General features: G+C 59.8%; 20 protein-coding genes and 1 pseudogene. 12 read left to right on the top strand and 9 right to left on the bottom strand.

Features of this window, described 5'->3' with window-relative positions; translation table 11 throughout:
* The first annotated feature begins 102 nt into the window (after positions 1–102).
* The 3 genes and pseudogenes from P3M64_RS03995 (at position 103) to P3M64_RS04005 (ending at position 2,247) form a co-directional block, all read left to right on the top strand.
* Complete coding sequence (locus P3M64_RS03995; RefSeq protein ID WP_276157060.1) at positions 103–1,392, top strand: AAA family ATPase; 1,290 nt, start codon at positions 103–105, stop codon at positions 1,390–1,392.
* Positions 1,393–1,426: 34 nt separating this feature from the next.
* Positions 1,427–1,750, top strand: a pseudogene (locus P3M64_RS04000) (transposase); the annotation flags it as partial.
* A gap of 107 nt (positions 1,751–1,857) precedes the next feature.
* Positions 1,858–2,247, top strand: coding sequence for an exodeoxyribonuclease VII small subunit (locus P3M64_RS04005; RefSeq protein WP_132937980.1), 390 nt, complete (start codon positions 1,858–1,860; stop codon positions 2,245–2,247).
* A 48-nt stretch (positions 2,248–2,295) separates the two neighbouring features.
* Here the strand turns inward: P3M64_RS04005 and P3M64_RS04010 are convergent, their stop codons facing one another.
* Entirely contained in the window at positions 2,296–2,880 is a 585-nt protein-coding gene (locus P3M64_RS04010) for a TMEM175 family protein (RefSeq protein ID WP_132937979.1), read from the bottom strand.
* A gap of 115 nt (positions 2,881–2,995) precedes the next feature.
* On the bottom strand, positions 2,996–3,778 hold the full coding sequence (locus P3M64_RS04015; protein ID WP_132937978.1) for a potassium channel family protein: 783 nt from the start codon (positions 3,776–3,778) through the stop codon (positions 2,996–2,998).
* Between the two features lie 322 nt (positions 3,779–4,100).
* Here P3M64_RS04015 and P3M64_RS04020 point away from each other — a divergent pair, with 322 nt between their 5' ends.
* The 9 genes from P3M64_RS04020 to glpK all read left to right on the top strand — a co-directional run bounded on the left by P3M64_RS04020 (position 4,101) and on the right by glpK (position 14,272).
* On the top strand, positions 4,101–4,871 hold the full coding sequence (locus P3M64_RS04020; RefSeq protein ID WP_132937977.1) for a DeoR/GlpR family DNA-binding transcription regulator: 771 nt from the start codon (positions 4,101–4,103) through the stop codon (positions 4,869–4,871).
* A 250-nt stretch (positions 4,872–5,121) separates the two neighbouring features.
* Entirely contained in the window at positions 5,122–6,720 is a 1,599-nt protein-coding gene (gene glpD / locus P3M64_RS04025) for a glycerol-3-phosphate dehydrogenase (RefSeq protein ID WP_132937976.1), read from the top strand.
* Positions 6,704–7,792, top strand: coding sequence for an ABC transporter ATP-binding protein (locus tag P3M64_RS04030; protein WP_132937975.1), 1,089 nt, complete (start codon positions 6,704–6,706; stop codon positions 7,790–7,792). Before glpD ends, P3M64_RS04030 begins: the two co-directional genes overlap by 17 nt.
* A 5-nt stretch (positions 7,793–7,797) precedes the next feature.
* Positions 7,798–8,877: an ABC transporter ATP-binding protein gene (locus P3M64_RS04035; RefSeq protein WP_132937974.1), complete on the top strand. Its 1,080-nt coding sequence runs from the start codon at positions 7,798–7,800 to the stop codon at positions 8,875–8,877.
* Between the two features lies 1 nt (position 8,878).
* Complete coding sequence (locus tag P3M64_RS04040) at positions 8,879–9,754, top strand: carbohydrate ABC transporter permease (RefSeq protein ID WP_132937973.1); 876 nt, start codon at positions 8,879–8,881, stop codon at positions 9,752–9,754.
* The gene (locus P3M64_RS04045; RefSeq protein ID WP_132937972.1) at positions 9,751–10,548 is read left to right on the top strand and encodes a carbohydrate ABC transporter permease; all 798 of its coding nucleotides are present in this window, start codon (positions 9,751–9,753) and stop codon (positions 10,546–10,548) included. The genes P3M64_RS04040 and P3M64_RS04045 overlap by 4 nt, the downstream gene beginning before the upstream one ends.
* Positions 10,549–10,564: 16 nt before the next feature.
* Entirely contained in the window at positions 10,565–10,846 is a 282-nt protein-coding gene (locus P3M64_RS04050; protein ID WP_132937971.1) for a DUF2160 domain-containing protein, read from the top strand.
* 68 nt (positions 10,847–10,914) lie between these two features.
* Positions 10,915–12,633 carry an ABC transporter substrate-binding protein gene (locus P3M64_RS04055; protein WP_132937970.1) on the top strand — a complete coding sequence of 573 codons (1,719 nt, stop codon included), beginning with the start codon at positions 10,915–10,917 and terminating at the stop codon, positions 12,631–12,633.
* A 106-nt stretch (positions 12,634–12,739) separates the two neighbouring features.
* The gene (gene glpK, locus P3M64_RS04060; protein WP_132937969.1) at positions 12,740–14,272 is read left to right on the top strand and encodes a glycerol kinase GlpK; all 1,533 of its coding nucleotides are present in this window, start codon (positions 12,740–12,742) and stop codon (positions 14,270–14,272) included.
* Here glpK and P3M64_RS04065 read toward each other — a convergent pair.
* The 7 genes from P3M64_RS04065 to P3M64_RS04095 form a co-directional block, all read right to left on the bottom strand.
* Positions 14,253–15,287 (bottom strand): FAD:protein FMN transferase, encoded by a 1,035-nt coding sequence (locus P3M64_RS04065; RefSeq protein ID WP_132937968.1) that lies wholly within the window; start codon positions 15,285–15,287, stop codon positions 14,253–14,255. The genes glpK and P3M64_RS04065 overlap by 20 nt on opposite strands.
* Positions 15,284–15,841 carry a nitrous oxide reductase accessory protein NosL gene (locus P3M64_RS04070; RefSeq protein ID WP_132937967.1) on the bottom strand — a complete coding sequence of 186 codons (558 nt, stop codon included), beginning with the start codon at positions 15,839–15,841 and terminating at the stop codon, positions 15,284–15,286. Before P3M64_RS04070 ends, P3M64_RS04065 begins: the two co-directional genes overlap by 4 nt.
* Positions 15,842–15,843: 2 nt before the next feature.
* The gene (locus P3M64_RS04075) at positions 15,844–16,671 is read right to left on the bottom strand and encodes an ABC transporter permease subunit (RefSeq protein WP_132937966.1); all 828 of its coding nucleotides are present in this window, start codon (positions 16,669–16,671) and stop codon (positions 15,844–15,846) included.
* Positions 16,668–17,612 (bottom strand): ABC transporter ATP-binding protein, encoded by a 945-nt coding sequence (locus tag P3M64_RS04080; protein WP_243644696.1) that lies wholly within the window; start codon positions 17,610–17,612, stop codon positions 16,668–16,670. The genes P3M64_RS04075 and P3M64_RS04080 overlap by 4 nt, the downstream gene beginning before the upstream one ends.
* The gene (locus P3M64_RS04085; protein ID WP_243644695.1) at positions 17,609–18,889 is read right to left on the bottom strand and encodes a nitrous oxide reductase family maturation protein NosD; all 1,281 of its coding nucleotides are present in this window, start codon (positions 18,887–18,889) and stop codon (positions 17,609–17,611) included. The genes P3M64_RS04080 and P3M64_RS04085 overlap by 4 nt, the downstream gene beginning before the upstream one ends.
* A gap of 51 nt (positions 18,890–18,940) precedes the next feature.
* Positions 18,941–20,869: a TAT-dependent nitrous-oxide reductase gene (nosZ, locus tag P3M64_RS04090; protein ID WP_132937965.1), complete on the bottom strand. Its 1,929-nt coding sequence runs from the start codon at positions 20,867–20,869 to the stop codon at positions 18,941–18,943.
* 132 nt (positions 20,870–21,001) lie between these two features.
* A complete protein-coding gene (locus tag P3M64_RS04095; protein WP_165886219.1) occupies positions 21,002–23,140 on the bottom strand; it encodes a NosR/NirI family protein in 2,139 nt (712 codons plus the stop codon).
* Between the last annotated feature and the right edge of the window lie 142 nt (positions 23,141–23,282).

Below are 23,282 nucleotides of genomic sequence, written 5' to 3' on the forward strand. Positions count from 1 at the left end.
CCCCCTCGAAAGACTTCGGCCTAAATGGATGAAACTTTTTGCGACACCTTCGCCAACACATCGCAACACCCCCGCCAAGAAATGGCGCAAATCGGATAACACGTGAGCGAACACAGCAAACCCGCATGGCCTAAGACCCCCGACGGCACCACCGACTGGGACGTGGTCTTCGAAGACCCCAAAACAGGCCTGATCCCGATCATCAGCGAGGCGCAATCCCGTCAGGCGTTGCGTCAGTGCACTTGCGTCGTCATTCAACAATTGTTCACCCGTAAGGACGACGCCGACGACGTCGCGAAATTCACGGCGCAGCTCGACGATATTCTCGCGGGCGTGAACGACGCCGAGGAATTGAACGCGACAATCGCCTCCGTGATGGCCCTGTTGCGTCGAATCAAGGAGGAACGCCTCGAAAAGGCCCGGCTTTACGTCGCCCAGAAGAACGCCCGGCAGAGGGCGCAGGAACGGCGGGCGCAAAAGGAATACAAGGCCCAACGCACGGCGACCTTGATGTCGTTTCTTCTTCGGATCAGCCAGCCCAAAATAGCAATTGGGCTGTTTGCCATATTAATCGCCCTCGCCGGCGGCATATACTTCGCCGTCGGACTGTTCGAGACGCCACCGACGCCCGACCAGAGCCCCGTGGCCTCGGGCTCCGCCGCCACATCCGCCGACGACCGACGACAGGCGGCGGGGCAAGACGGTGGGCAGACGGCGACAGGCGCTGCGAAAACGCCGCCCACGGACGGGACGGCGAACGACGGCACGGCCCAGGCGTCCGGACAAAACGGACCCGGGGCGACGCAAACCCAGCCCGCCACGCCCGGACAAGCGGCGACGGACGCGCCGCTTGCGAACGTTCCCCCGGCCCCCGGCGGGGCGAAAGCCCTTCCCGCAAAGCCGACGTTGCCGAGGATCATCGTCCTGCGTCCCTTCAGTTGGCCCCCGTTCGACGCCGCCGCCGTCAGACAGACCACGACGTACTACGCGGCCTTGATCTACCCCATCAAAAATTCGACCGCCACGTCCGCTATTTGTCGGCGGTACCCGCAAGTCGTCGATGCCGTGTATCTGGCCTTCAACGCCCTCGCCACCGGCGAGGACAAAATCGATGGTGCGGCTTTAGCCAAGATCTCCGCCATGGCGACGACAACCATCAACACCGAAGTGGGCGCGCCTTATGTCGCGAAAACGGAACTGATCCGCTACGGCGATCCGCAGTTTCGCACCAGCAACCGCCACAAATGCCGCCTAATCCGTCGCCCCATCCCCGGTTCCCAAGCCCCCGTCCGGCGACGCCCCCGGCGAAGACGGACGCCGCCACGCCTCCGAAGGGCTAGGTGTTTAAGTCCCGGGGTAATACCCCCCAAAATCAGATGTCTTCAGAAGTAGAATTTTCTCGGATTTTGAACTGGGGAGATTCGACATGAAACAGTCCCGTTATTCCGACAGCCTAATCATTGCGATTTTGAAGCAGGCCGAGGCCGGTACGCCGGTCCCGGATCTGTGCCGCGAGCACGGCATGAGCAGCGCCAGTTTTTATAAATGGCGCAGACGGCTGTCGCGCTGGAGCGGTTGAGCATCCGTTCGGCCTGCCATGATCAGCGAGACCTGTTATCGCCATCAGGCGAAGCTCAGCGACGAAAATGCCGAAGTTGCCGGGTGGCTCGTTGCGCTGACGCAGCGCCACCGCAATTGGGGCTTCATGCTGTGTTTTCTGTACCTGCGCAACGTGAAAGGTTTTGGATGGCAGATGTAATGCGTCAAACAAATCAGCCCGTGTTGCGAGTTGGGCGCGTATTGCCATGGAGGAATCTCCGGACGTTATGACGGAATCCGGGCGCGTGGCAAAGGCTATTGGCGGGGCTTAGGTTTGATGGTTTCGAGATTGAGATTGTTGAGGGGATTGATCCCGATGAATCCCCTTGGAGCCATGGGAGGGCTGAAACAAAAGCAACGCTTAGAAGGGTGCTACCTGATGACATTCCGGGCTTAGACTTCCGTGAGGCAGGGAGTGAAGTTGTTGTGCTTCTTGATCAAGGCGGTCTCGCGGTTGCCAAAGGGCATTTAGAACAAGCTCTTTCGGCGTTTCAAAGGGGTGAGTGGTCATCTGCGAACGGTGAACTTCGAAATTTCTATGAGAATTATTTGAATGAGATCGCCGTTGGTCTTGGAGCAGGTCAAATAGACAGCAGCACTCGTGTTTCTGAAATGCCTAACGTGCCGACATTATCCGGTCCGCGATAATGCCGGCGAACGTCGGTTGACCTGCGGGCGGTCCGCTTGAGCGAACGATCAGGTTTCCTCGGAAAGGAGGGCATTTTCGATGCGTTTGTCCGGGATAAGCCAGAGCAAGGCGACCAAAACGTAGATCGCCAAGGAAAGCCAAGGCACGGGGAGCGCGACGGCGATCGCGGCGCCATACAGAACGATCGACCCCTTGCCCTTGATATCCTTTCCGATCGCACTCCTGAGCAAGGAATCGGGTCCCTCGGATGCGATAATCGCGTTCTGCAAAAGCCAGTAGGCGATCGACGCCATCAGCAGATCGACGCCGTACAGCATCGCGGGCAGAGCGGAAAAGTGATTTTCCCCGGCCCAGCCCGTGGTGAAGGGCATCAGCGACAGCCAAAACAGCAAATGTAAATTGGCCCAAAGAACGGGCGCGGTCACCCGCTTGGCGGTATGAAGCATGTGGTGGTGGTTGTTCCAGTATATGCCGATGTAGACGAAGCTCAGCACGTAACTCAGAAATATGGGGAGCAGGGGCGTCAGATGAGCGAGGGAATCGCCATGAGGGACCTTCATCTCGAGCACCATGATGGTGATGATAATGGCGATCACGCCATCGCTAAAGGCCTCTAATCTGCTCTTACCCATAAGACCTCCACACCCCTAAAAAACGGCCCGAGGCCGCGCCCGGCGGTTCAGCCCGTCCCGGGGAACCACCATACCTATATCTCCCGCAAAACGCCAAATTCGCGGCGCGAATCTCTCAATGACCCTCGGTTTCAATATGCACCGTTTCGCCGCAGTGCTTGCAGTGAACCGCGTCGGGATCGTGGCGGCTCAGACCGCACGACGGGCAGACGTAGTGCAATTTTTGGGCGACGAAGATGGTTTGCACTAGGCGCAAAAACAATGAAATCCCGAACACCATGATGATCACGGCCAAAATCCGCCCCAGCGATCCGGTCAGGGTGATGTCGCCGAACCCGGTCGTGGTCAAGGTGGCGACGGTAAAGTACAGGGCGTCCACATAATTGGCGATCGCGGGATTGGTTTTGACTTGAAGCACGTAAACCAGCGCCGTCACCACAAAGATAAAAACGACCAAATTGATGACGCTTTGAATCATCTGCTCATTGCGGGCGATAAACGAAAAGCGGCGCAAATCCTGAAGAACGTGGTGCGAGCGCACCAAACGCAAGGCCCGCGCTACCCTAAGAAAGGCGAAATTTTCCGTCATCGCCGGGATCACCAGGGACGCCAAGACGACCGCGTCGGCGATGGTGATGGGGTTGCGCAACAACTTGAGGCGGTGCGTAGACAGCCAGAAACGCGCGCCGTAATCGAGCCCCAGAAAAACCGCTATCGCCATGTCCAACGCCCCCATCCAGGCGGCTTGGTGTATCATCGAGACGACGACGAAGTAGAGCACCGTCACAATATCGAACGCCACCAACGCGTAGCGAAAGCGGACGGCCCGCACGGACCTGCCGAAATAAAGCCCAAACAGGGCGCGTTTTAAGGGCGGCGCGCAATGCATTTCAGACATGGAAATTCCTCAAAAACCAAGATCGGGACCTAGTGGATCGACTCCGACGTTTCGCTCCCGCGAACCATCGGGCCGACCACTATCTATCTTTTTGTTGCTGTTTGATTTCTTCACACATTTGTGTCCAATTGCATCGGACTCAAATGTTAAATTCAAACTACTAGGTGCGCCGTGCGCCGGATTTTAAAACAGATCACCAACCGCCGCCACCCAAGATCGTCTTGCTTTCGATTTTATAAAAAGCGAAAATAAAACGAAACTTCATAAGCGGCCATCGGGCTGTATGAAGCCCCCCTCTTACTCTGGCGCAACGAGAGGACAAATGCGTTTACTTTCCGACCGACACCAAAAAATCATTGCTCAGGCCCGTCACGGCGGCGGCGTTCGCGTCGAGGCGTTGGCGCGCCAATTTCAAGTTTCCGAACAAACGATCCGCAAGGACCTCCACGACATTTGCGAAGCGGGCGTCCTGAGGCGCATCCACGGCGGGGCGGTTCTGGCGGGCAGCATCGAAAATTTGGACTACGAGGCCCGCCACCACCTCGCCCAAGGCGAAAAAAACCTCATCGCCGCCGCCGCCGCACGCATCATCCCCGACCAGTGTTCCCTGTTTATCAACATCGGCACCACCACGGAAGCCGTCGCCCGCGCCCTTACGGACCATAAAAACCTCCTGGTGATCACAAATAATATAAATGTCGCCAATATCTTACGTCACTCCCCCCTAAACGAAGTCATTATCGCCGGAGGTAAGGTCCGCCATGCCGACGGCGGCGTCGTCGGCGAGGCGGCGGTCGATTTCATTAATCAGTTCAAGGTCGATTACGCGGTGATCGGCGTTTCGGCCATCGACGAGGACGGCTCCCTGCTGGATTTCGATCTGCGTGAAGTGAAAGTCGCCCAGGCCATCATCGCCAACGCCAAACACGTTATCCTGGTCGCCGACAGCATGAAATTCGAGCGCAGCGCCCCGGTGCGCATCGCCCACCTGTCGCAGGTGGGAAGTTTCATCACCGACCGCTTGGCTCCCGAGCCCCTGCGCTTGGTCTGCCAAAACGCCGGCGTGCATTTGATCGAGGCCGGTATCGGATAATTTTTCGCGCATCATTAACTTTCGATTGAAAGTTATAAATATTCGGTTTAGCCTTTTCCCAAATCCCTCCCCAAAGCGGGGTCTCGTCCCGGATGGATCGCATCCCGGACACCGCTCATCCCGGATCACCCGCCTCGGGGAGGGATTTTTCGGCGGATAGCGTCCGTGTACAAACCTCCGCCGGGAAGTGGCGTCGGAAAATTTTACAGGGGTTCAATTTTTCACACCAATTTTGTCCTTGGGGGAACGCGTGAGGGATATTTTCGATATCGCCATTATCGGCGGCGGCGTCAACGGCTGCGGCATCGCACGCGACGCCGCCGGTCGGGGATTGTCGGTCTGCCTTGTCGAACAGGGCGACCTTGCCGGGGCCACCAGTTCGGCGAGCACCAAACTTATTCACGGCGGATTGCGCTATCTCGAATTTTATGAGTTCCGCCTGGTGCGCGAAGCACTCTTGGAACGCGAAGTGCTGTGGTCGATGGCGCCTCACATCATCCACCCGCTGCGCTTCATCCTCCCCCACACCAAGGGACTGCGCCCGGCTTGGCTGTTGCGCCTGGGGCTGTTCCTTTACGATCATCTGGGAGGGCGCAAGTTGCTTCCCGGCACGCGCACGATCGATCTCGTTCACGATCCCTTGGGCGCGCCGATGAAGCCCATCGCACGCACGGGGTTCGAATATTCCGACTGTGCCGTCGATGATTCCCGCTTGGTCGTTCTCAACGCCATCGCCGCACGGCAGAACGGCGCCGAAATTCTGACTCGCACCCGCTGCACCAGGGCCGTGGTCGAGAACGGCATGTGGACACTGAGCGCCGAACAAGTCCCCAATGGCGCGCCGATGACGATCCGGGCAAAAACCTTAATCAACGCCAGTGGGCCTTGGGTCTCTCAATTTCTGGAGCACGCCATCGGCGGACAGACGAAACACCGCGTACGCACGGTGAAGGGCAGCCACATCATCGTCAAGCGCCTGTTCGAACACAACCACGCCTATATTTTCCAAAACGGCGACGGGCGCATCGTCTTCGCCATCCCCTACGAAGACGACTTCACCCTGATCGGCACCACCGATGAGGATTATCAAGGCGATCCCGGAGATGTCGCGATCACGCCCAAGGAAATCGATTATCTGTGCCGGGTCTCGAACGATTATTTCAAGACGGAAATCACGCCCGCCGACGTGGTCCATAGTTTTTCCGGAGTGCGCCCACTGTACGACGACAACGCGTCGGCCGCCCACAAGGCGACCCGCGATTATGTCCTAAAAATCGACACCATACCCGGACGCGACGGGGTCGGCGGCGCGCCGATGCTCAACATCTTCGGCGGCAAAATCACCACCTACCGCAAACTCGCCGAACAGACGCTGGCCCATCTCGGACCGTATCTGCCGGGCATGTCCGCGCCGTGGACCGCGGGCGCGACGCTGCCCGGCGGCGACTTTCCAACCACCGCATTTCAGAGCTTCCTCGACGATATTCGGGCGCGCCACCCCTTCCTCCCCGACGCGCTCGCACTACGCCTTGCGCGTACTTACGGGCGCACCGTCGAGACCGTTTTGGGCGCCGCCGACAGTCTGGCCGACCTAGGACACGATTTCGGCGCGGGACTGTATGAGGCCGAAGTTCGCTACCTGATCGCCAATGAATGGGCGCAGACCGCCGAGGATATCCTCTGGCGGCGCACCAAACTGGGACTGCGCATGTCCAAGCGACAAAAACAAGGCCTCGACGCCTGGATCGGCACACTGGCCGTTACGTCCCAAGACATAAAAAAAGACCCTCAACCGCTTGGAACGGAGACGACAACAGGGAGAGCGCTAGGAGATGTCACTCAGACTTGACCATGTCTCGCGGATCGTTGACGGCGAGACACACATCGCGGACGTCTCGCTCACCCTGGAACGGGGAAGCATCAACGTTTTGCTCGGGCCGACCTTGTCGGGCAAGACCAGCCTACTGCGCCTAATGGCCGGCCTTGACCGCCCGGACGAGGGGCGCGTCCTGATGGATAATGTCGATGTCACCGGCATTTCCGTCCGTCGGCGCAACGTCGCCATGGTCTATCAGCAATTCATCAATTATCCGAGCCTCACGGTGTTCGATAACATCGCCTCGCCCCTTCGGGTTGGGGGGTATCCCAGGAAAGAAATCGAGAGGAAAGTTCATCAAGCGGCGCAATTGCTGCGCCTGGACGGCCTGCTCGGGCGCAAACCGCTCGAATTGTCCGGCGGACAGCAGCAACGCACCGCCCTCGCCCGCGCCCTGGTCAAGAACGCCGATCTGGTGCTGCTCGACGAGCCGCTGGCCAATCTGGATTACAAGCTGCGCGAGGAACTGCGCGAGGAACTGCCTCGAATTTTCGAAAAAACCGGGTCCATCTTCGTCTACGCGACGACCGAACCCGGCGAAGCCCTGCTGTTGGGCGGCAACACGGCGAGCTTACATGAGGGGCGCGTCGTGCAGTTCGGACCCACCTTGGAGGTCTACCGCAAGCCGCACGATTTGCGTGCGGCGATGGTTTTTTCCGACCCGCCGATGAACCTTTTGGACGTCACCGTCGAAAACGGCGCCGTCCATAACCCGGACGGCCTCGACGCGCCGCTGGGCGGCGTCCTCAGCGGGCTCGCGCCGGGCCGGTACACCCTCGCCTTTCGCCCCAATCACCTGCACGTCCATCGCAGCAACGCCGCGCAAATTCCCATTGCGGTCAAGGTCGCGGTCACGGAGATTACCGGATCGGAAAGTTTCGTGCATGTGGATTTCGACGGGAAACGCTGGGTCAGCCTGACCCGCGGCGTCCATAACTTCGAGATCGACACGCAAATAGAAGTTTACTTCGACACGGCGCGGGCTTTCGTCTTCACTCCGGCGGGCGCGCTGGTCGCCGCGCCTCAGACTCGGGCGGGGGACTGATTGTCATGGCGCGTATCGAATTGAACGCACTCGCCCATTCGTATCTCGGCGATCCCACCGGTTCGGTGGATTTCGCCCTCAAAGAGTTGAACCATGTCTGGGAAGACGGCGGCGCGTACGCCCTACTGGGCCCATCGGGGTGCGGCAAGACGACCTTGTTGAACATCATCTCGGGGCTGATCACGCCGACCGAGGGACGGGTGCTGTTCGACGGCCGGGATGTGACCCACAAGCCGCCCGAACAGCGCAACATCGCCCAGGTCTTCCAGTTTCCGGTGATCTACGACACCATGACGGTCTACGACAACCTCGCCTTCCCCCTGCGCAACCGGGGCGTCAAAAACGCCGAGGTCGAGCGGCGGGTGCGCGAAACGGCGGCCCTCCTCGACCTGTCGGACAGCCTGCGAAATAAAGCCCGGGGATTGACGGCGGACGCCAAGCAAAAAATCTCCCTGGGGCGGGGATTGGTGCGGTCCGACGTTTCCGCAATCCTGTTCGACGAGCCGCTGACCGTGATCGACCCCCACCTAAAATGGCAATTACGCAGCCAGCTCAAGCACCTGCATAAACGTTTCAATCACACCATGGTCTATGTCACCCATGACCAGACCGAGGCGCTGACCTTCGCCGATACCGTCGTCGTCATGTACGACGGCGCGGTGGTTCAGATGGGATCGCCGGAAGACCTGTTCGAGCGCCCCAGCCATACCTTCGTCGGCTATTTCATCGGATCGCCGGGAATGAACGTGCATCCTTGCTCGGTGCACGGCAATGTCGCGAGGGTTGGCGGGCGCGATATTCCGCTCGGGCGCGATTATCCGGCGCAACGCGCCGGGACGAAAACGGAATTGGGAATCCGCCCCGAATTCATCACCCTGTCCTCGGCGTCTTCGGGGATCGCCGTCACCCTGATCAAGGTCGAGGACATGGGGCGCTACAAGTTGGCGCGCGTCGCATTGGACACGTTCGAATTCAACGTCACCGTCCCCGAAGATCGGGCCATCGCGCCGGACGGTCTGACCATGACCTGCGACCCCGCGCACGCCTTGATCTACGCCGACGGCCATCTGGTGGAGGGAACCTGAGATGAACAAATGGACCGACAACCGCGCCTGGTTCCTGGTCGCCCCGGTGGTCGTTCTGGTCGCCTTCAGCGCCATTATCCCCCTGATGACGGTGGTCAACTATTCGGTACAGGACACCTTCGGCAACAACCAATTCTTTTGGGCCGGCATCGAATGGTTCCGTGAAATTCTGTCGTCGCAGCGCTTCCACAGCGCCTTGGGGCGTCAGTTTCTCTTTTCCTTTATTATTCTGGCGCTGGAAATTCCCCTCGGCATCGCGATCGCGCTGGCGATGCCCAAGCGTGGCTTCTGGGTCCCGGTCTGCCTGATTACGATGGCCCTGCCGCTGCTTATTCCCTGGAACGTGGTCGGCACCATCTGGCAGATTTTCGCCCGCGACGATATCGGACTTTTGGGTGTCGCCGCCAACAAGGCCGGGCTCCATTACAATTACACCAAAAATGTCTTCGACGCCTGGGCGACGGTCGTCACCATGGATATCTGGCATTGGACGTCGCTGGTCGTGCTTCTGTGCTATGCCGGATTGCAGTCCATCCCCGACGCCTTTTATCAGGCCGCCAAAATCGACGGGGCGAGCCGCTGGGCGGTGTTCCGCTACATTCAGCTTCCGAAATTGCACCGGGTGCTTCTGATCGCGGTCCTGCTCAGGTTCATGGACAGCTTCATGATCTACACCGAACCGTTCGTCGTCACCGGCGGCGGGCCCGGCAACGCCACCACGTTTTTATCCATCGATCTGGTCAAAATGGCGCTTGGACAATTCGACCTCGGTCCGGCGGCGGCGATGTCGATCATTTATTTCCTGATCATCCTGGCGCTGTGTTGGGTCTTCTACACGGTGATGACCAACACCGATAAGCGGGAGAGCGGATCATGAGAAAGCGTACATGGGCGACCATCGCCTACATCGTGTTCCTGCTTTTGCCGATTTACTGGCTGCTCAGCATGTCGCTGAAAAGCAACGAGGAAATCCTGTCCACCTTCGCCCTGTGGCCACAGCACCCGACGTTGGCCAATTATATCGTCATTTTCACCGACCCGGCGTGGTATTCGGGCTACATCAACTCGATAACCTACGTCGTCATGAATACCGTGATCTCGCTCACCGTGGCGCTTCCGGCGGCATACGCATTTTCACGCTATCGCTTCCTCGGCGACAAGCACCTGTTTTTCTGGCTGCTGACCAACCGGATGGCCCCGCCGGCGGTGTTCGCCCTGCCGTTTTTCCAATTGTACTCGTCGATCGGCCTGTTCGACACACCGATCGCGGTCGCCCTCGCGCACTGCCTGTTTAACGTCCCCCTGGCGGTGTGGATACTGGAAGGCTTTATGTCCGGCGTCCCGCGTGAAATCGACGAGACCGCCTATATCGACGGCTACGGCTTTGCGCGTTTTTTCGTGCGTATTTTCATGCCGTTGATTTCGTCCGGCATCGGCGTTACCGCATTTTTTATTTTCATGTTCTCGTGGGTCGAATTGCTGCTCGCGCGGACCCTGACCTCGGTCAACGCCAAACCGATCGCCGCCACCATGACGCGTACCGTTTCGGCCGCGGGCATGGACTGGGGCGTTCTCGCCGCCGCCGGGATACTGACCATTATCCCCGGCGCGCTGGTGATTTATTTCGTCCGCAACCACATCGCCAAGGGCTTCGCCCTGGGTCGGGTCTAAGGGGGGGGGGAACACCATGAACGCATTGGCATGGATGGCCTGGACCTGGCCTACCGCGATTTTTTTCATCACCATTTTCGCGATTCTCGTGGGCATGACGGTATGGGCGATTGCGTCCCCCGAAACCCCACGGGTCGGCATCCTGCGCATCCCCACCACGCGCGGAGATCGCCTGTTCGTCGCGCTGCTGGGCAGCGCCTTCATCTGCCTGGGATGGCTCCTTTGGATCGGGCCGGACCTCTGGTGGGCTCTCGCCTTCGACGCCGTATACGCCCTCGCGGTTTTTCGCTGGGTGTAAATCAACGGGAGTTTTTTGTAATGGGGTGAAACGACGTCGCGCCCGACAACTTTAAGGGGAGTTTATAAATGAGACCGCGCTCAAAGGCGGCGATTGCCGCAATTGGCCTGTTGTTCGTCTCGCATACCGCCTTGGCGGATATGAATGCGGCGAAAAAATGGGTCGATAACGAATTTCAGCCATCGACCCTGTCGAAGGCCGATCAAATGAAGGAAATGCAGTGGTTCATCAAGGCCGCCGAACCTTTCAAGGGAATGGAAATCAACGTCGTTTCGGAAACGTTGACAACCCACAAATACGAATCCCAAGTGCTCGCCAAGGCGTTTTATGAAATCACCGGAATCAAGGTGAACCATGACATCATCGGCGAGGGCGACCTGATCGAAAAACTGCAAACGCAAATGCAGTCGGGGAAAAACATCTACGACGCCTATGTCAACGATTCCGACCTGATCGGCACCCACTTCAGATACAACTTCGTCGAACCGTTGAGCGACTGGATGGCCGGCGACGGAAAATCGGTCACCGACCCGTATCTGGATATCAAGGACTTTATCGGCCTGTCGTTCACCACCGCGCCCGACGGCAAGCTCTATCAGCTTCCCGACCAACAGTTCGCCAATTTGTACTGGTTTCGTTACGACTGGTTCACCAACCCCGAACTGAAGGCCAAGTTTAAGGCCAAGTACGGCTACGACCTCGGCGTACCGGTCAACTGGTCGGCTTACGAGGACATCGCCAATTTCTTTACCAACGATGTCAAGGAAATCGACGGCAAGCGGGTCTATGGCCACATGGATTACGGTAAGAAGGACCCATCCCTAGGGTGGCGCTTCACCGACGCTTGGCTGTCGATGGCCGGCGCCGGCGACAAGGGGCTACCCAACGGACTCCCGGTCGATGAATGGGGCATCCGCATGGAAGGCTGCCGTCCGGTCGGCTCCGAGGTCTCCCGCGGCGGAGCCACCAACGGCCCGGCCGCCGTGTATTCGGTACGTAAATATATCGACTGGCTGAAGAAATACGCCCCACCATCCGCCGCCGGAATGGTCTTCAGCGAAGCGGGTCCGGTACCCGCCCAAGGCGAAATCGCCCAACAGATATTCTGGTACACCGCCTTTACCGCCGACATGGTAAAAAAGGGCCTGCCCGTGGTCAACGCCGACGGCACGCCGAAATGGCGGATGGCCCCCTCGCCCCACGGTCCCTACTGGGAAAAAGGCATGAAATTGGGCTATCAGGACGCCGGGTCGTGGACGTTGCTCAAATCCACCCCCGTCAAGCGGCGCATGGCGGCTTGGCTTTACGCCCAATTCACGGTGTCCAAAACCGTGAGCCTGAAAAAAAGCCACGTCGGGCTGACCTTCATCCGCAACAGCGATATCTGGGACAAATCCTTCACCAAACGGGCCCCGGAATTGGGCGGATTGATCGAATTTTACCGCTCGCCCGCGCGTCTTTTGTGGACACCCACCGGGGTCAATGTGCCGGATTATCCGAAACTGGCGCAATTGTGGTGGCAAAACATCGGCGACGCCAGTTCGGGCGCGAAAACCCCACAAGAGGCCATGAACAGTCTCGCCCAAGCACAAGACAAGGTGATGGCGCGTATCGAACGGGCCGGCGTGCAAGGCAAATGCGGCCCGAAGCTGAACCCGAAGGTCGATCCCGCCGTCTGGCTAAACCGCCCCGGCGCGCCGAAGCCTAAGCTGGCCAACGAGAAGCCGCAGGGCGTTACCGTCGATTACGACAAACTGATCGCAAGCTGGAACGAAACGGCGAAATAGGCTTGCCCACACTCGAAGCCTCCGGGCCGGAAATTCCGATTCCCGGCCCGGAGGTCCGACGCTACCATACGGACGGACGGCGCCGTCACACATTCGGGAGAACACCATGACCGCGTATATCCTCGCCATTGACCAGGGCACCACATCGTCGCGGGCGATCGTGTTCGATCGCGACCATCGTCCGGTGGCGATCGCGCAGCGAGAATTTCCGCAACATTTTCCGGCCTCGGGCTGGGTCGAACACGACCCCGAGGACATCTGGCGAAGCGTCCTGGACAGCGCGCGCGAGGCGATCGCCAAGGTCGAAACCAAGACCGGAGCCGCCGACATTCAAGCCATCGGGATCACCAACCAGCGCGAAACCACCGTGATCTGGGACCGCGAAACCGGCGCCGCCATCCATCCCGCCATCGTCTGGCAAGACCGGCGTACGGCCGATCTCTGCGATACGCTGAAAGATGCCGGCCACGAAGCCGTCGTGCGCCACAAAACCGGTCTATTGCTCGATCCTTATTTTTCCGCGACCAAGATCGCCTGGATTTTGGACGCCGTCCCCGGCGCGCGGGCGCGGGCGCAAAAGGGCGAACTGGCGTTCGGCACCATCGACAGTTTCGTGCTTTGGCGGCTAACCGGCGGCGCGGTACACGCCACCGACGAGACCAACGCCGCGCGCACCCTGCTTTACCATATTCACGACCATTGCTGGGACGACGATCTGCTCGACCTGTTTAACGTTCCCCGCGCGATTCTGCCCGAAGTTCGCGATAGCGACGACGATTTCGGCGTCACGGCGGCGGCCCTCTTCGGCCGCGCCATCGCGATCCGCGGTATCGCCGGCGATCAACATGCGGCGAGCATCGGACAGGCCTGCTTTCAACCCGGCATGATGAAATCGACCTACGGCACCGGATGCTTCGCCTTGCTCAACACCGGGGCCGAGGCCGTCCTATCGCAAAACCGCCTGTTAACCACCGTCGCCTACCGCATCGGTGGGCGGACGACATACGCCCTGGAAGGCTCGATCTTCATCGCCGGGGCCGCCGTGCAGTGGCTGCGCGACGGCCTGGGAATCATTGAAAACGCCGCCGATACCGACCGGATGGCACGCGACGGCGACCCCCTCCAAGACGTCTATCTGGTGCCCGCCTTCACCGGGCTTGGCGCGCCCTATTGGGACGCCCACGCCCGCGGCGCGATGTTCGGACTAACCCGGGCCACGGGGCCGAAGGAGTTCGCGCGCGCCGCGCTGGAGGCGGTGTGCTATCAGACCCGCGATCTTCTTGAAGCGATGCGCCGGGATTGGCCCCGGAGCGAGGGCGCGGCGACGGCGCTGCGCGTCGATGGCGGCATGGTCGCCAACGACTGGACCATGCAATGCCTCGCCGATATCTTAAACGCCACCGTCGATCGGCCACACACCCTGGAAACCACGGCCCTGGGCGCGGCGTATCTGGCGGGAAAGGCGATCGGGCTTTATCCCGATATGGAAAGTTTCGCCGCCTCCATGCGTTTCGAGAAACGCTTCACGCCCGAAATGGACGCCGCCGTGCGCGAGCGCAAATACCAAGGCTGGCGGCGCGCCGTCGCACGCACCCTGTCGGGCGGGAGAGATACCCCCCCTACGCCCCAAGCCGGGTGACCTTCTCGCCGTTCACGCCATTGACGATAATCGCCCCGGTATCGCGCATCTTACCCAGCACGGTTTTTATCGCGTCGGTATCCATGCAGCAGAACGCCGTTGATAGGGCGTCGGCGGTGACGGCGTGGGGGGCGGTCACGGAAACGCTCTCGTAGCGTTTCGGCGAGCGACCGGTGCGCGGGTCGAAGATATGGGTATTCTCGCCGTTGTCGCCGAAGGCGAAGCCGTATCCGCCCGATGTCGCCAAGGCCTTGTCGCGCAACGCCAGCGGCACGCTGACCTTATCGCGGTGAACCGGGTTTTGCACCCCGACCCGCCATGGTCGGCCGTCGGGATGGCCGCCCAGGGCGCGCATTTCGCCCAGATCGACGAGGATATCGTCTATGCCTTCCTGGCCCAAAAGATCGGCGACCCGGTCGGTGACGTACCCTTGGGCGATGCCGTTCAGGGTAATCGCCATCGCCGGCTTGGCGAACGCGATACGCCCCGTTTGGATATCCACCCGGCGGTAATCGACCAACTCCAGGGCGGCGCGAAGCCGCCGGGCGTCCGGCCCCTGGGAGCCACCTCCATCGATCTGCGCGGCGCGGGCGTAAGCCGCCCACAGCGGCTGCACGGTCATGTCGAACGCCCCGCCGGAAATATCGCCGAAACGCTGCGCCGTGCTCAATAACCGAACCAGGTCCAACGGCGGGGCGTCGAGGTATCCCGCCCCGTTCAGGCGCGACAGAGCCGACGAGGCCTTGTACAGGCTGAAGACGTTTTCCAACCGCCGCACTTCGAGCACCGCCCGATCGAGTATTTTCCGTCCCTCCACACGATTAGGGTGATAAAGGATCATTTCCGCCCGTGCGCCCAGCGCCACGCCGCGCCAACGCACCGGGGCGACGTCGGACGCCCCCCGCGCCTTCGCCCCCTTAAAGGCCAGACCCAAGCCTCCGGCGGCGGCCATGATCACAAGCGCCCGACGACGGGAAAGGACGGGGCCACGGGAATCTAAGGAAGAAAACTTCATGGTTTTGGAGCCTCATCTATAGCCCCCGGGACGCTTGGCGCACCGGGTACGGGCGTGTCCACGGGGTCGAGAAAATAGGAAGATGGAATTTCCTTAAGACGGCGGACATCGCCGCCGTGCCTGCGGCTGAAATCCACCGCGGCGTTACGGGTGGCGAAGGGGACCGCCTCGGGCGCGCCCATGCCTCCCACTTTGTTGCTGTTGATGACGTACCAGGCCTTATCGGCGTCAACCCACGATTTGGGGTCGGGATGATCCCAATTTTGGCCGGTCATATCGTTGACGTAGATGGCGATGACAGTGCTGTCGTCTTCGGGCAAGAGACGATAGAACATGGCGTCACGCACCGAAGGGAACCAAAGCGGATCGTTTCGATTGCTGACGAAGACCTGCGCCTTCGGTCCCAAATGGTCGATCACGATCATATTGCAATAATTGCCATTGGCGGCACGGGTCAATTCGCGCGGCGGCGGCTTGGGCGCGGGGGTATTATCGCCGCAGGCCCCCAGGCCCAGGGCGACAAGTAAAATTAGGGCGGCGCGAGGCATGGTCATGGCTACAACTCCCGTCGGTGGAACAGATAGACGCACCCCCCCAAGGACGCCGCCAACCAGACGAGCATGGTCAGCAACGACGTTCCCGCCCCCAGGCCGACCTTCAGTCCAACGCCGGCCATTCCCGACGCCAGGGTGACGCTATTGAAGGTGGTCAGGTTGAATATCCGGTAGGCGTCGGTGGGATTAAACAGCAACAGCCAGGAGAACAAAGATTTGCCCACGCCCTCGCCATGGTCGGCGACCAACATCCCCAACAACGCGAGATCATATAAAACGACCATCACGATCCAAGTTCCGATCGCCAGCCCCGCCGCCATGCTCTCCTCGCGGGCGAGCTGGCTGAGCAAATAGCCCAGCGCGATAAATACCGCGCCCAGTAAAACGGAGCTTCCGATCAGGGCGGAGAACGCCCGCCATCCCTGGGCGTCGCCACCGCCGCTAAAATGAATATACAGGGCCGACACGCCGTAACCGACGACGATCGCCACCGTCAGGATCGCCATGTGGCCGAGGAACTTTCCCACCACCACCTGCCAGCGCGCCACCGGATAGGTCAACAGCAAGATCATCGTTCCCCGCTCGAACTCGCCGACCAGGGCATTGTAGGACAGCATCAAGGCGATCAGCGGCAGCAGATAGACGCTCAGGCTGGACAGACTGGCGACGGTGGCGCTCAACCTACTCGCCTTGATCTCGCCGACCGGGGCCGATCCCAGCAACGTCAGGGCCAGGGCCAGAGCGGTGAGCAACACGATGGTCGCAAAGACCCAACGGTTGCGCAGACCGTCGCGAAACTCCTTGCCGGCGAGTATGGCTAAGGTCCTCATCGCGGGCCTCCTTGCTCTGTAAACACGCGGTAGATGTCTTCCAATCCCGGCGGAGTCAATTCGATGTTATCGATCGTCTCGTCCGCGGCGAGAATGCGACGAATGGTCTCCATCTTGTCCGCCTGCGCGCACGACACCTCGATGGTGTGGCCGTTGATTCGCGTCACTTGGGCGTTCCCGTCGGCCGCCCCAAGCGCGCCCTCGACGCCGACCTGCCCGTCATCGCCGGCCATGCTGACTCTCAGGCGCACGGGAAGCCCGGCGCGCCGACGCAGTTCGTCCAGGGTGCCCGACGTCACCACCCGGCCCTCACGCAGGATGACCAGGCGGTCGGCCTGATGTTCGACCTCGCTCAGGGCGTGGGACGACAGGAACATGGTCACCCCGCTTTTACGCAAATCGCGCAGAAGGGCGTAAAAATCTTGGCGCGACGTGGGATCCAATCCGGTCGTCGGCTCATCCAGGAACAACAACCGGGGGGAACCGAGAATAGCCTGGGCGAGGCCCAGCCGTTGGCGCATGCCCTTGGAATAGGTCGCGATGCGCCGGTCCGCGGCGGGGGCCAGCCCCATTTGTTCCAGCAGGTCGTCGCAGGCGGCGAAATTTTCCCCCTTGAGGCGGGCGTAAAAGCGCAGCGCCTCGCGCCCGCTCAGGTTTTCATAGAGCGACACCTTCTCGGGCAGATAACCGAAGCGCCCGCGCAACACCGTCGAGGCCGCGACCACCGGGTCCTCGCCCATCACCCGAACCTTTCCCGCACTGGCCCGGGTCAGGCCGAGGACGATCTTCATCAAGGTCGTCTTCCCCGCCCCGTTATGGCCGAGAAGGACCAGGTTTTCCCCCTCGAAGACCTGCAAATCGATATCGTTGAGCACGTCCTTGCGCCCATAACGTTTACAGACCCCTTCAAAGGTAATCACGGGAGACGATGGCACGTTCACGAGCGCGCTCCTTTATATTGCCGTCGTTTCGGCGGAGACATCAAAGGGGCGCTATCGACCACGCCGCCCGGCCGCAGAGAGGGAAATTCCGATTGCGCCCAGCGCAGCACCTGCACCGCTGGGCTGTTCAAAAGCAACTTCGCCAACGGATGACGCCACATCACCTTGTCGATCATATCGTTGGGATGGTAGGGGCGGTCGGCGATGTGATCGCCGTCGAGATCGAAGGCGAGATTGTCGCTCCAATAATTACCCCGCCCCGCCACCGACCATTCCAAGTGACGGGTGCCGACATATTTAACCTGGGTGCGGTTATTGATGAAGGCGTTGCCGACCATTTCGTTATCCTCGGACCCCGCCGTGAAGTGAATCCCGATCGTGCACCCGGAAAAGATATTATCGCGAAAAACGTTATGGTTGGCATTATAGATGAATACGCATTTTTTCGCCCCGCCGTCGGCGAAATTTCCGTCCACCAGAGAATAATTGGCGTAATTGAACAAAAAGGCGCGGTCGCGGTCGTCACGTGAGACGTTGTCCTCAATTTTCAGGTTCTGCGAGAACATGATCGCGTAGCCGATGTGGTTGCCGGTGGACAGGTTATGGGAAACCTCGCTGGCGTTGGTGTACATGTAATGCACGGCGAATCGCAGATCGCGAAACGTGTTGCCGCGAAAGATATTGTCCTTGCTGGTGGTCACGAAAATGCCGTCCCGTCCATAGCGCACGGTATTGTTCTCGATCACCGAACCGGGCGAATTCCAGATATGAAAGGCGTTGCCCCGCTCGTTCATGCGCAAGTCCTTGCGTCCGACGACATCGTTGTTGCGCACCACCGCCGCCTTGGGGCCCTTCAGGAAAACTCCCGTCAGGTTATGGCGAAACCGGTTGTTTTCGATCAGCGCGTCATTCGCCGTCGCCAGAACATAAATGCCGGCGTCTTCGATATCCAAACGGATCCCGGAATTGATAATGGTCACCCCGCGCACCGTGACGTGGGGCGCGGAGATCGTAATGACCCGCCCCTTGCCGCCGCCGTCGATGACGCTATCGTTTTCGCCCTCAAGGGTCAGAGGTTTATCGACAACGACCGGCCCATGAAAGGTTCCGCTTTGCAGTTCCAAGCGGTCGCCGGGGGCCGCCGCCGCGATCGCCCGGCGCAACGCGTCGGGACCGGGCGCGACGAGACGCGTCGCCGCGGACGCGGCGGGGCTCGCCAAGACAAGCCCCGCCCACGCGCACAGCAGTCCCGTGGCCACGACGATCATGAAACTCATGAAGGTTGTGGCCACGAGAGAGGCGAGATGTCGCACTCGCGTTTTCATGGTCTAGGCCGAACGCGGCTCGACCAGCATGCGCCCACGCATTTCCATGTGCAAGGCATGACAGAACCACTGGCAATAGAACCAATGCACGCCCGGGCGATCGGCATGGAACGTCACCGACGACGTCGCGTGCGGGCCGATTTCCATGGCGAGGCCGTAGTTGGCGATGGTGAAGCCGTGGGTCAAATCCGAGACGTCATCCATGTTGGTGACGAACACCGTGACCTCGTCACCTTCCTTGACGGTGAACTTACTCAGGCTGTAGTTCGGCGCGATCGAGTGCATGTAAACGCGCACCTTGTTGCCGTCGCGGATAACGTTCGCCGCTTCTTCCAGGTTAACGCCGTCCTTTTTCGCCCATTCGCGGGCGTCCGACCACATCGGATCGTCGCGTTTCCAGATATCGATCGGATTGACGATGTCCGAACGCACCATGATGCAATCGTGCGGCTCGGCAAAGGTCGGGCCATCGTGGGCGAGAATCATTTTTTCGCCCGTGATGTCGATCAACTGGTCGTTTTCCGGTTTCAATGGACCGGCATTCAAGAACCGATCCTTCGAGAACTTATTCAGCGAGATCAACCACTTTCCATCGGCTTCCTTGGTCTCGCCCATGGTCGTGTGGTTGTGTCCGGGCTGATAGGCGACGTCGATTTTTTCGATAATCGGATTAACCTTCTCGCCCTTGAACGCGCGCACCGCCTTTTCGATGTTCCACTTGGCGACCTGGCTGTCGAGGAACAAAGTGGTGAACGCATTGCCCTTGCCGTCGAACGCGGTGTGAAGCGGCCCAAGCCCCAATTCGGGTTCGGCGACGACGCAATCGCGCGGTTTGATTTTGTCGTTGAACAGATCGGGAACCAAGGTCAAGTCGATCACCGAAACGGTCGGCGACAATTTTCCGTTGAGGACCACATAGCGACCATCGGGAGCGGTGTTGCAGCCGTGGGGGCTGGTCGGGATCGGAACGTAGCGGGTATACGGCGAACCGTGGCGACCATCGAGCACGGGAACCCCCTTGATGGTCTTGAAGTCGCCCTTTTTAACGCCGGCTTCGATGCGCTTGATGTCGAAGATGACGACCCAATCTTGGTCGTTGGCCGTCATTTCCTCAAGGGTGACGCCCTCTTCGGAGTTGTAGCAGGTCGAAAGCGCGTAATTGCCCTGATAGTCGGCATCGCAGTTATCCAGGTTGCCGTCCACCATCACCTGCCAGGCGACCTCCATCTTGTCGCCGTCAACGGCGGTGAAGATGGCGTGGTATTTCTTCGGTTCGTCCAAAATGGTCCCGTCGTTCGGGATCGGAACCCGGTGTTCGCCGTTGGCGAAGACATATCCCGTGCGCGGATATTTTTGCGGGCGCAGCCCGTGGATATCGGCGGCGTTGGGAATTTCGATAATTTTATCGACCTTCATCACGTCGCAGCGCACGCGGGCGACGCGGGTGTTGGCCTTGTCGTTCACGAACAGGTAACGCCCGTCATAGGTGCCGTCGGTGAACGACATGTGCGGGTGATGCAGATCGCCGTTCAACCAAACACCGCCCCGCGATTCGAGGTACTTCTTGGTTTCCGGTTGCAGGTGTTCGGTCAGGATCTTGCGACTTTCGTTGGTTCGCCCCCAACCCGTGGCGCTGTCGTGGTTGAACACCGGAACACGCATCAATTCGCGCATCGACGGCACGCCGAGAATGCGAAGCTCGCCGGATTGTCCACCGCTCCAAAAGCCGTAGTATTCGTCCAACTCGCCGGGCTTGACGGTGACTTTTTCGCTTTCGCTGGCGCGACTGGCGCTTGGAGCCAACAGGGCGTTGCCCATGAACCCGGCCAGTCCGGCGACCGTGGCGCTGCTGACGGCGGCAATTTTCGCGGTGCCCCCGAAAAGCTCGCGGCGCGTATAGCCCGTACTTTTGTTTTCTTTGTTCTTAGACATTTTCTCTCTCCATTTTTCTAAGACCTAGATGTAACCCTTTGACATTATTTTTATCGTTAAGTCGTACCTTCCTCCTTGACGTATCGGTATCGTTCTTATCGCCATATCGTACCCTCCTCCTTGACGTTCGTATTACGTGGCCTTGCCCTCCACATTCTTCGTTTCCGCCGACAGAGCCGCGCGCCGTTCGCGCCTTTGCCTGCGTTGGACGACGACCGGACACTTCTGGTCGTCGTGGTAAAGGATCTGGCAGTGCAGGCAATACAGGCATTCGTTGGGATTGATATGACCATCGGGATGAATGGCCTGAACCATGCATTCTTGCGCGCAGCGATGGCACGGCGAACCGCATTCCTTGTAGCGACGCAGCCATTCGAACATCCGCAGCCGCCCCGGAATCGCCAACGCCGCGCCCAGGGGGCACAAATAGCGGCAGTAAAACCGCTCGATGAACAACCCGGCCGACAGCACCGTCAGGGCGAAGATCACGAACGGCCATTCACGGGCGAATTTCAAGACGATCGCGGTCTTGAACGGCTCGACCTCGGCCCAACGTTCGGCCAGGCCGGTAGAATACAACGACAGCCCGAACAAGACCAGAAAGATCAGGTATTTCAAGGGCCACAAGCGTTCGTGGATCGCCCACGGCACCTGAATTTGCGGCACCTTGAACGCCTTGGCGATTTTGCTCAGGATTTCCTGAAGCGCGCCGAAGGGACACAGCCAACCGCAGAACGCGCCTCGTCCCCAGAAGATCAACGACACCACCACGGAGAACCACAGGATGAAGATCAGCGGCTCGCGCAGGAAGTAGGTCCAACTGAACTTGGTGATCAGCGCGTTGAAGAAGGTCATCACGTTAACGACGGAAATTTGGCCGTTGGCGTACCAGCCCAGCCCGAACAACGTGAAAATAAGGAACGCCAGGCGGGTGCGCTTGATCAGACGTGGCCGCTGGACCACCCAATCCTGGAAAAAGAAGATAATCGTCAACAGGCCGACGGCGACGCTCAACGCCACCACTTCGTAAAACTTCTCGTGCCACAGCTTGCGCCACAGGGGGGTCTTTCCTCCCGACGCGCTTTCCTCGTAGGCGGATTTCGCGGACGCTTCGGCGCGCAAATAGACCTTCGGCGTCTGGTATCCCAAGGTGTACGTCAAAAACGCCTTTTTAGTCGGCCCCGTCGGCCGGTTGACCAGCAATTCGATACGCCACGGTTGGGTCGGATCGAATTTGGCGTTTTTCGGAATGTAGAAAAGATCCACTTCTTTCAGTTTGGGCGCACCCTTCGCCGCGATCCTGGACAACCGCTTGTGATGGCGGTCGCGAAAACGGACGGAATTTTCGCCCTGGATGATATGAAAGCGATCGAAAATTCCGCCGCGCACATAGCCCGAACCCTTGAACGAAAAACGCCCGGTCCCGGCCAGAAGGATGGCTTGGCGCCCCTCCGGAATGTGATTTTTCAGATTTTTGTATTCGCCCTCGCCGAGCAAGCTGCGCCCGATCGTCGGCACCGTCGCCAAGGCGGCGTAAAAATCGATGAACGTGTCCTTGGGGTCGCCCGACTCGGGTCGGTTCTTGGCCTCGGGATCGTCGGATTTGGCGAACGCTTGATTGATCTCGCCCACGGTGATCTTCAAGTGGCGCACGGAGCCGTCGCCCAACAGCGCCGGCCAGTCCTTGACCGTGCCGGGGCCGGGAGCGATCGAAAACTTGGGCCCGCTCGCCTGCTGGGCAAGCGCCGTCAGCCCGCCGAGACCGTACTTGCGCCCAACCTTGATCGCCGAACGCAACATGCTGTCGTCGATCACCATGATCGTCACCGTGGCGCCGCTGACGATGTCCAACTTGTGGTCCTGGGTCCCACCTTCCGCCAGATGCGCGATGTTGAGGCCCCTGTAATCGTCGAAAACCTTGACGATCCGAGCCTCGGGAATGCCGACCAGGACGATCGGCTCGTGATGTTCGACCAATTTGGCGTTAACGATCACACCCTCGGTGGTGATCGCGATCAAAATCCTGATGGGCTTGCCGGAATATCCCGTGGAATCGACAAAATCCGAATTAAGGAACACGTATCCCAGTTTTTTGCCGCCACCGTACACCGCGGCCACCGGCGGCGTATCTTTGACGATCTCGATCCGATCGGCGCCGGGAAAAAAGGTTTTTATCTGAATCTTGGGCAAAAACGCGGCGAGATGAAAATCATCGGCCCCTTGCGCCCGCGACGGCGCGATCGCCAAAATCGCCAACGCCACAATGCACACGAAAAAAGAAACACTCCCACGCAACCGCGGGATACCAAACATCGCTAGAGAACGCAAGTCGCACCTCTCCCCTGGGCGGCGCCATCCGCCACCAACTCGCCGGAACCACGCGCGCAAGCCCAAACCCGAGCCTACGCCCGGA

The organism is Varunaivibrio sulfuroxidans, assembly GCF_029318635.1.
Taxonomy (GTDB): Bacteria; Pseudomonadota; Alphaproteobacteria; order Rhodospirillales; family Magnetovibrionaceae; genus Varunaivibrio; species Varunaivibrio sulfuroxidans.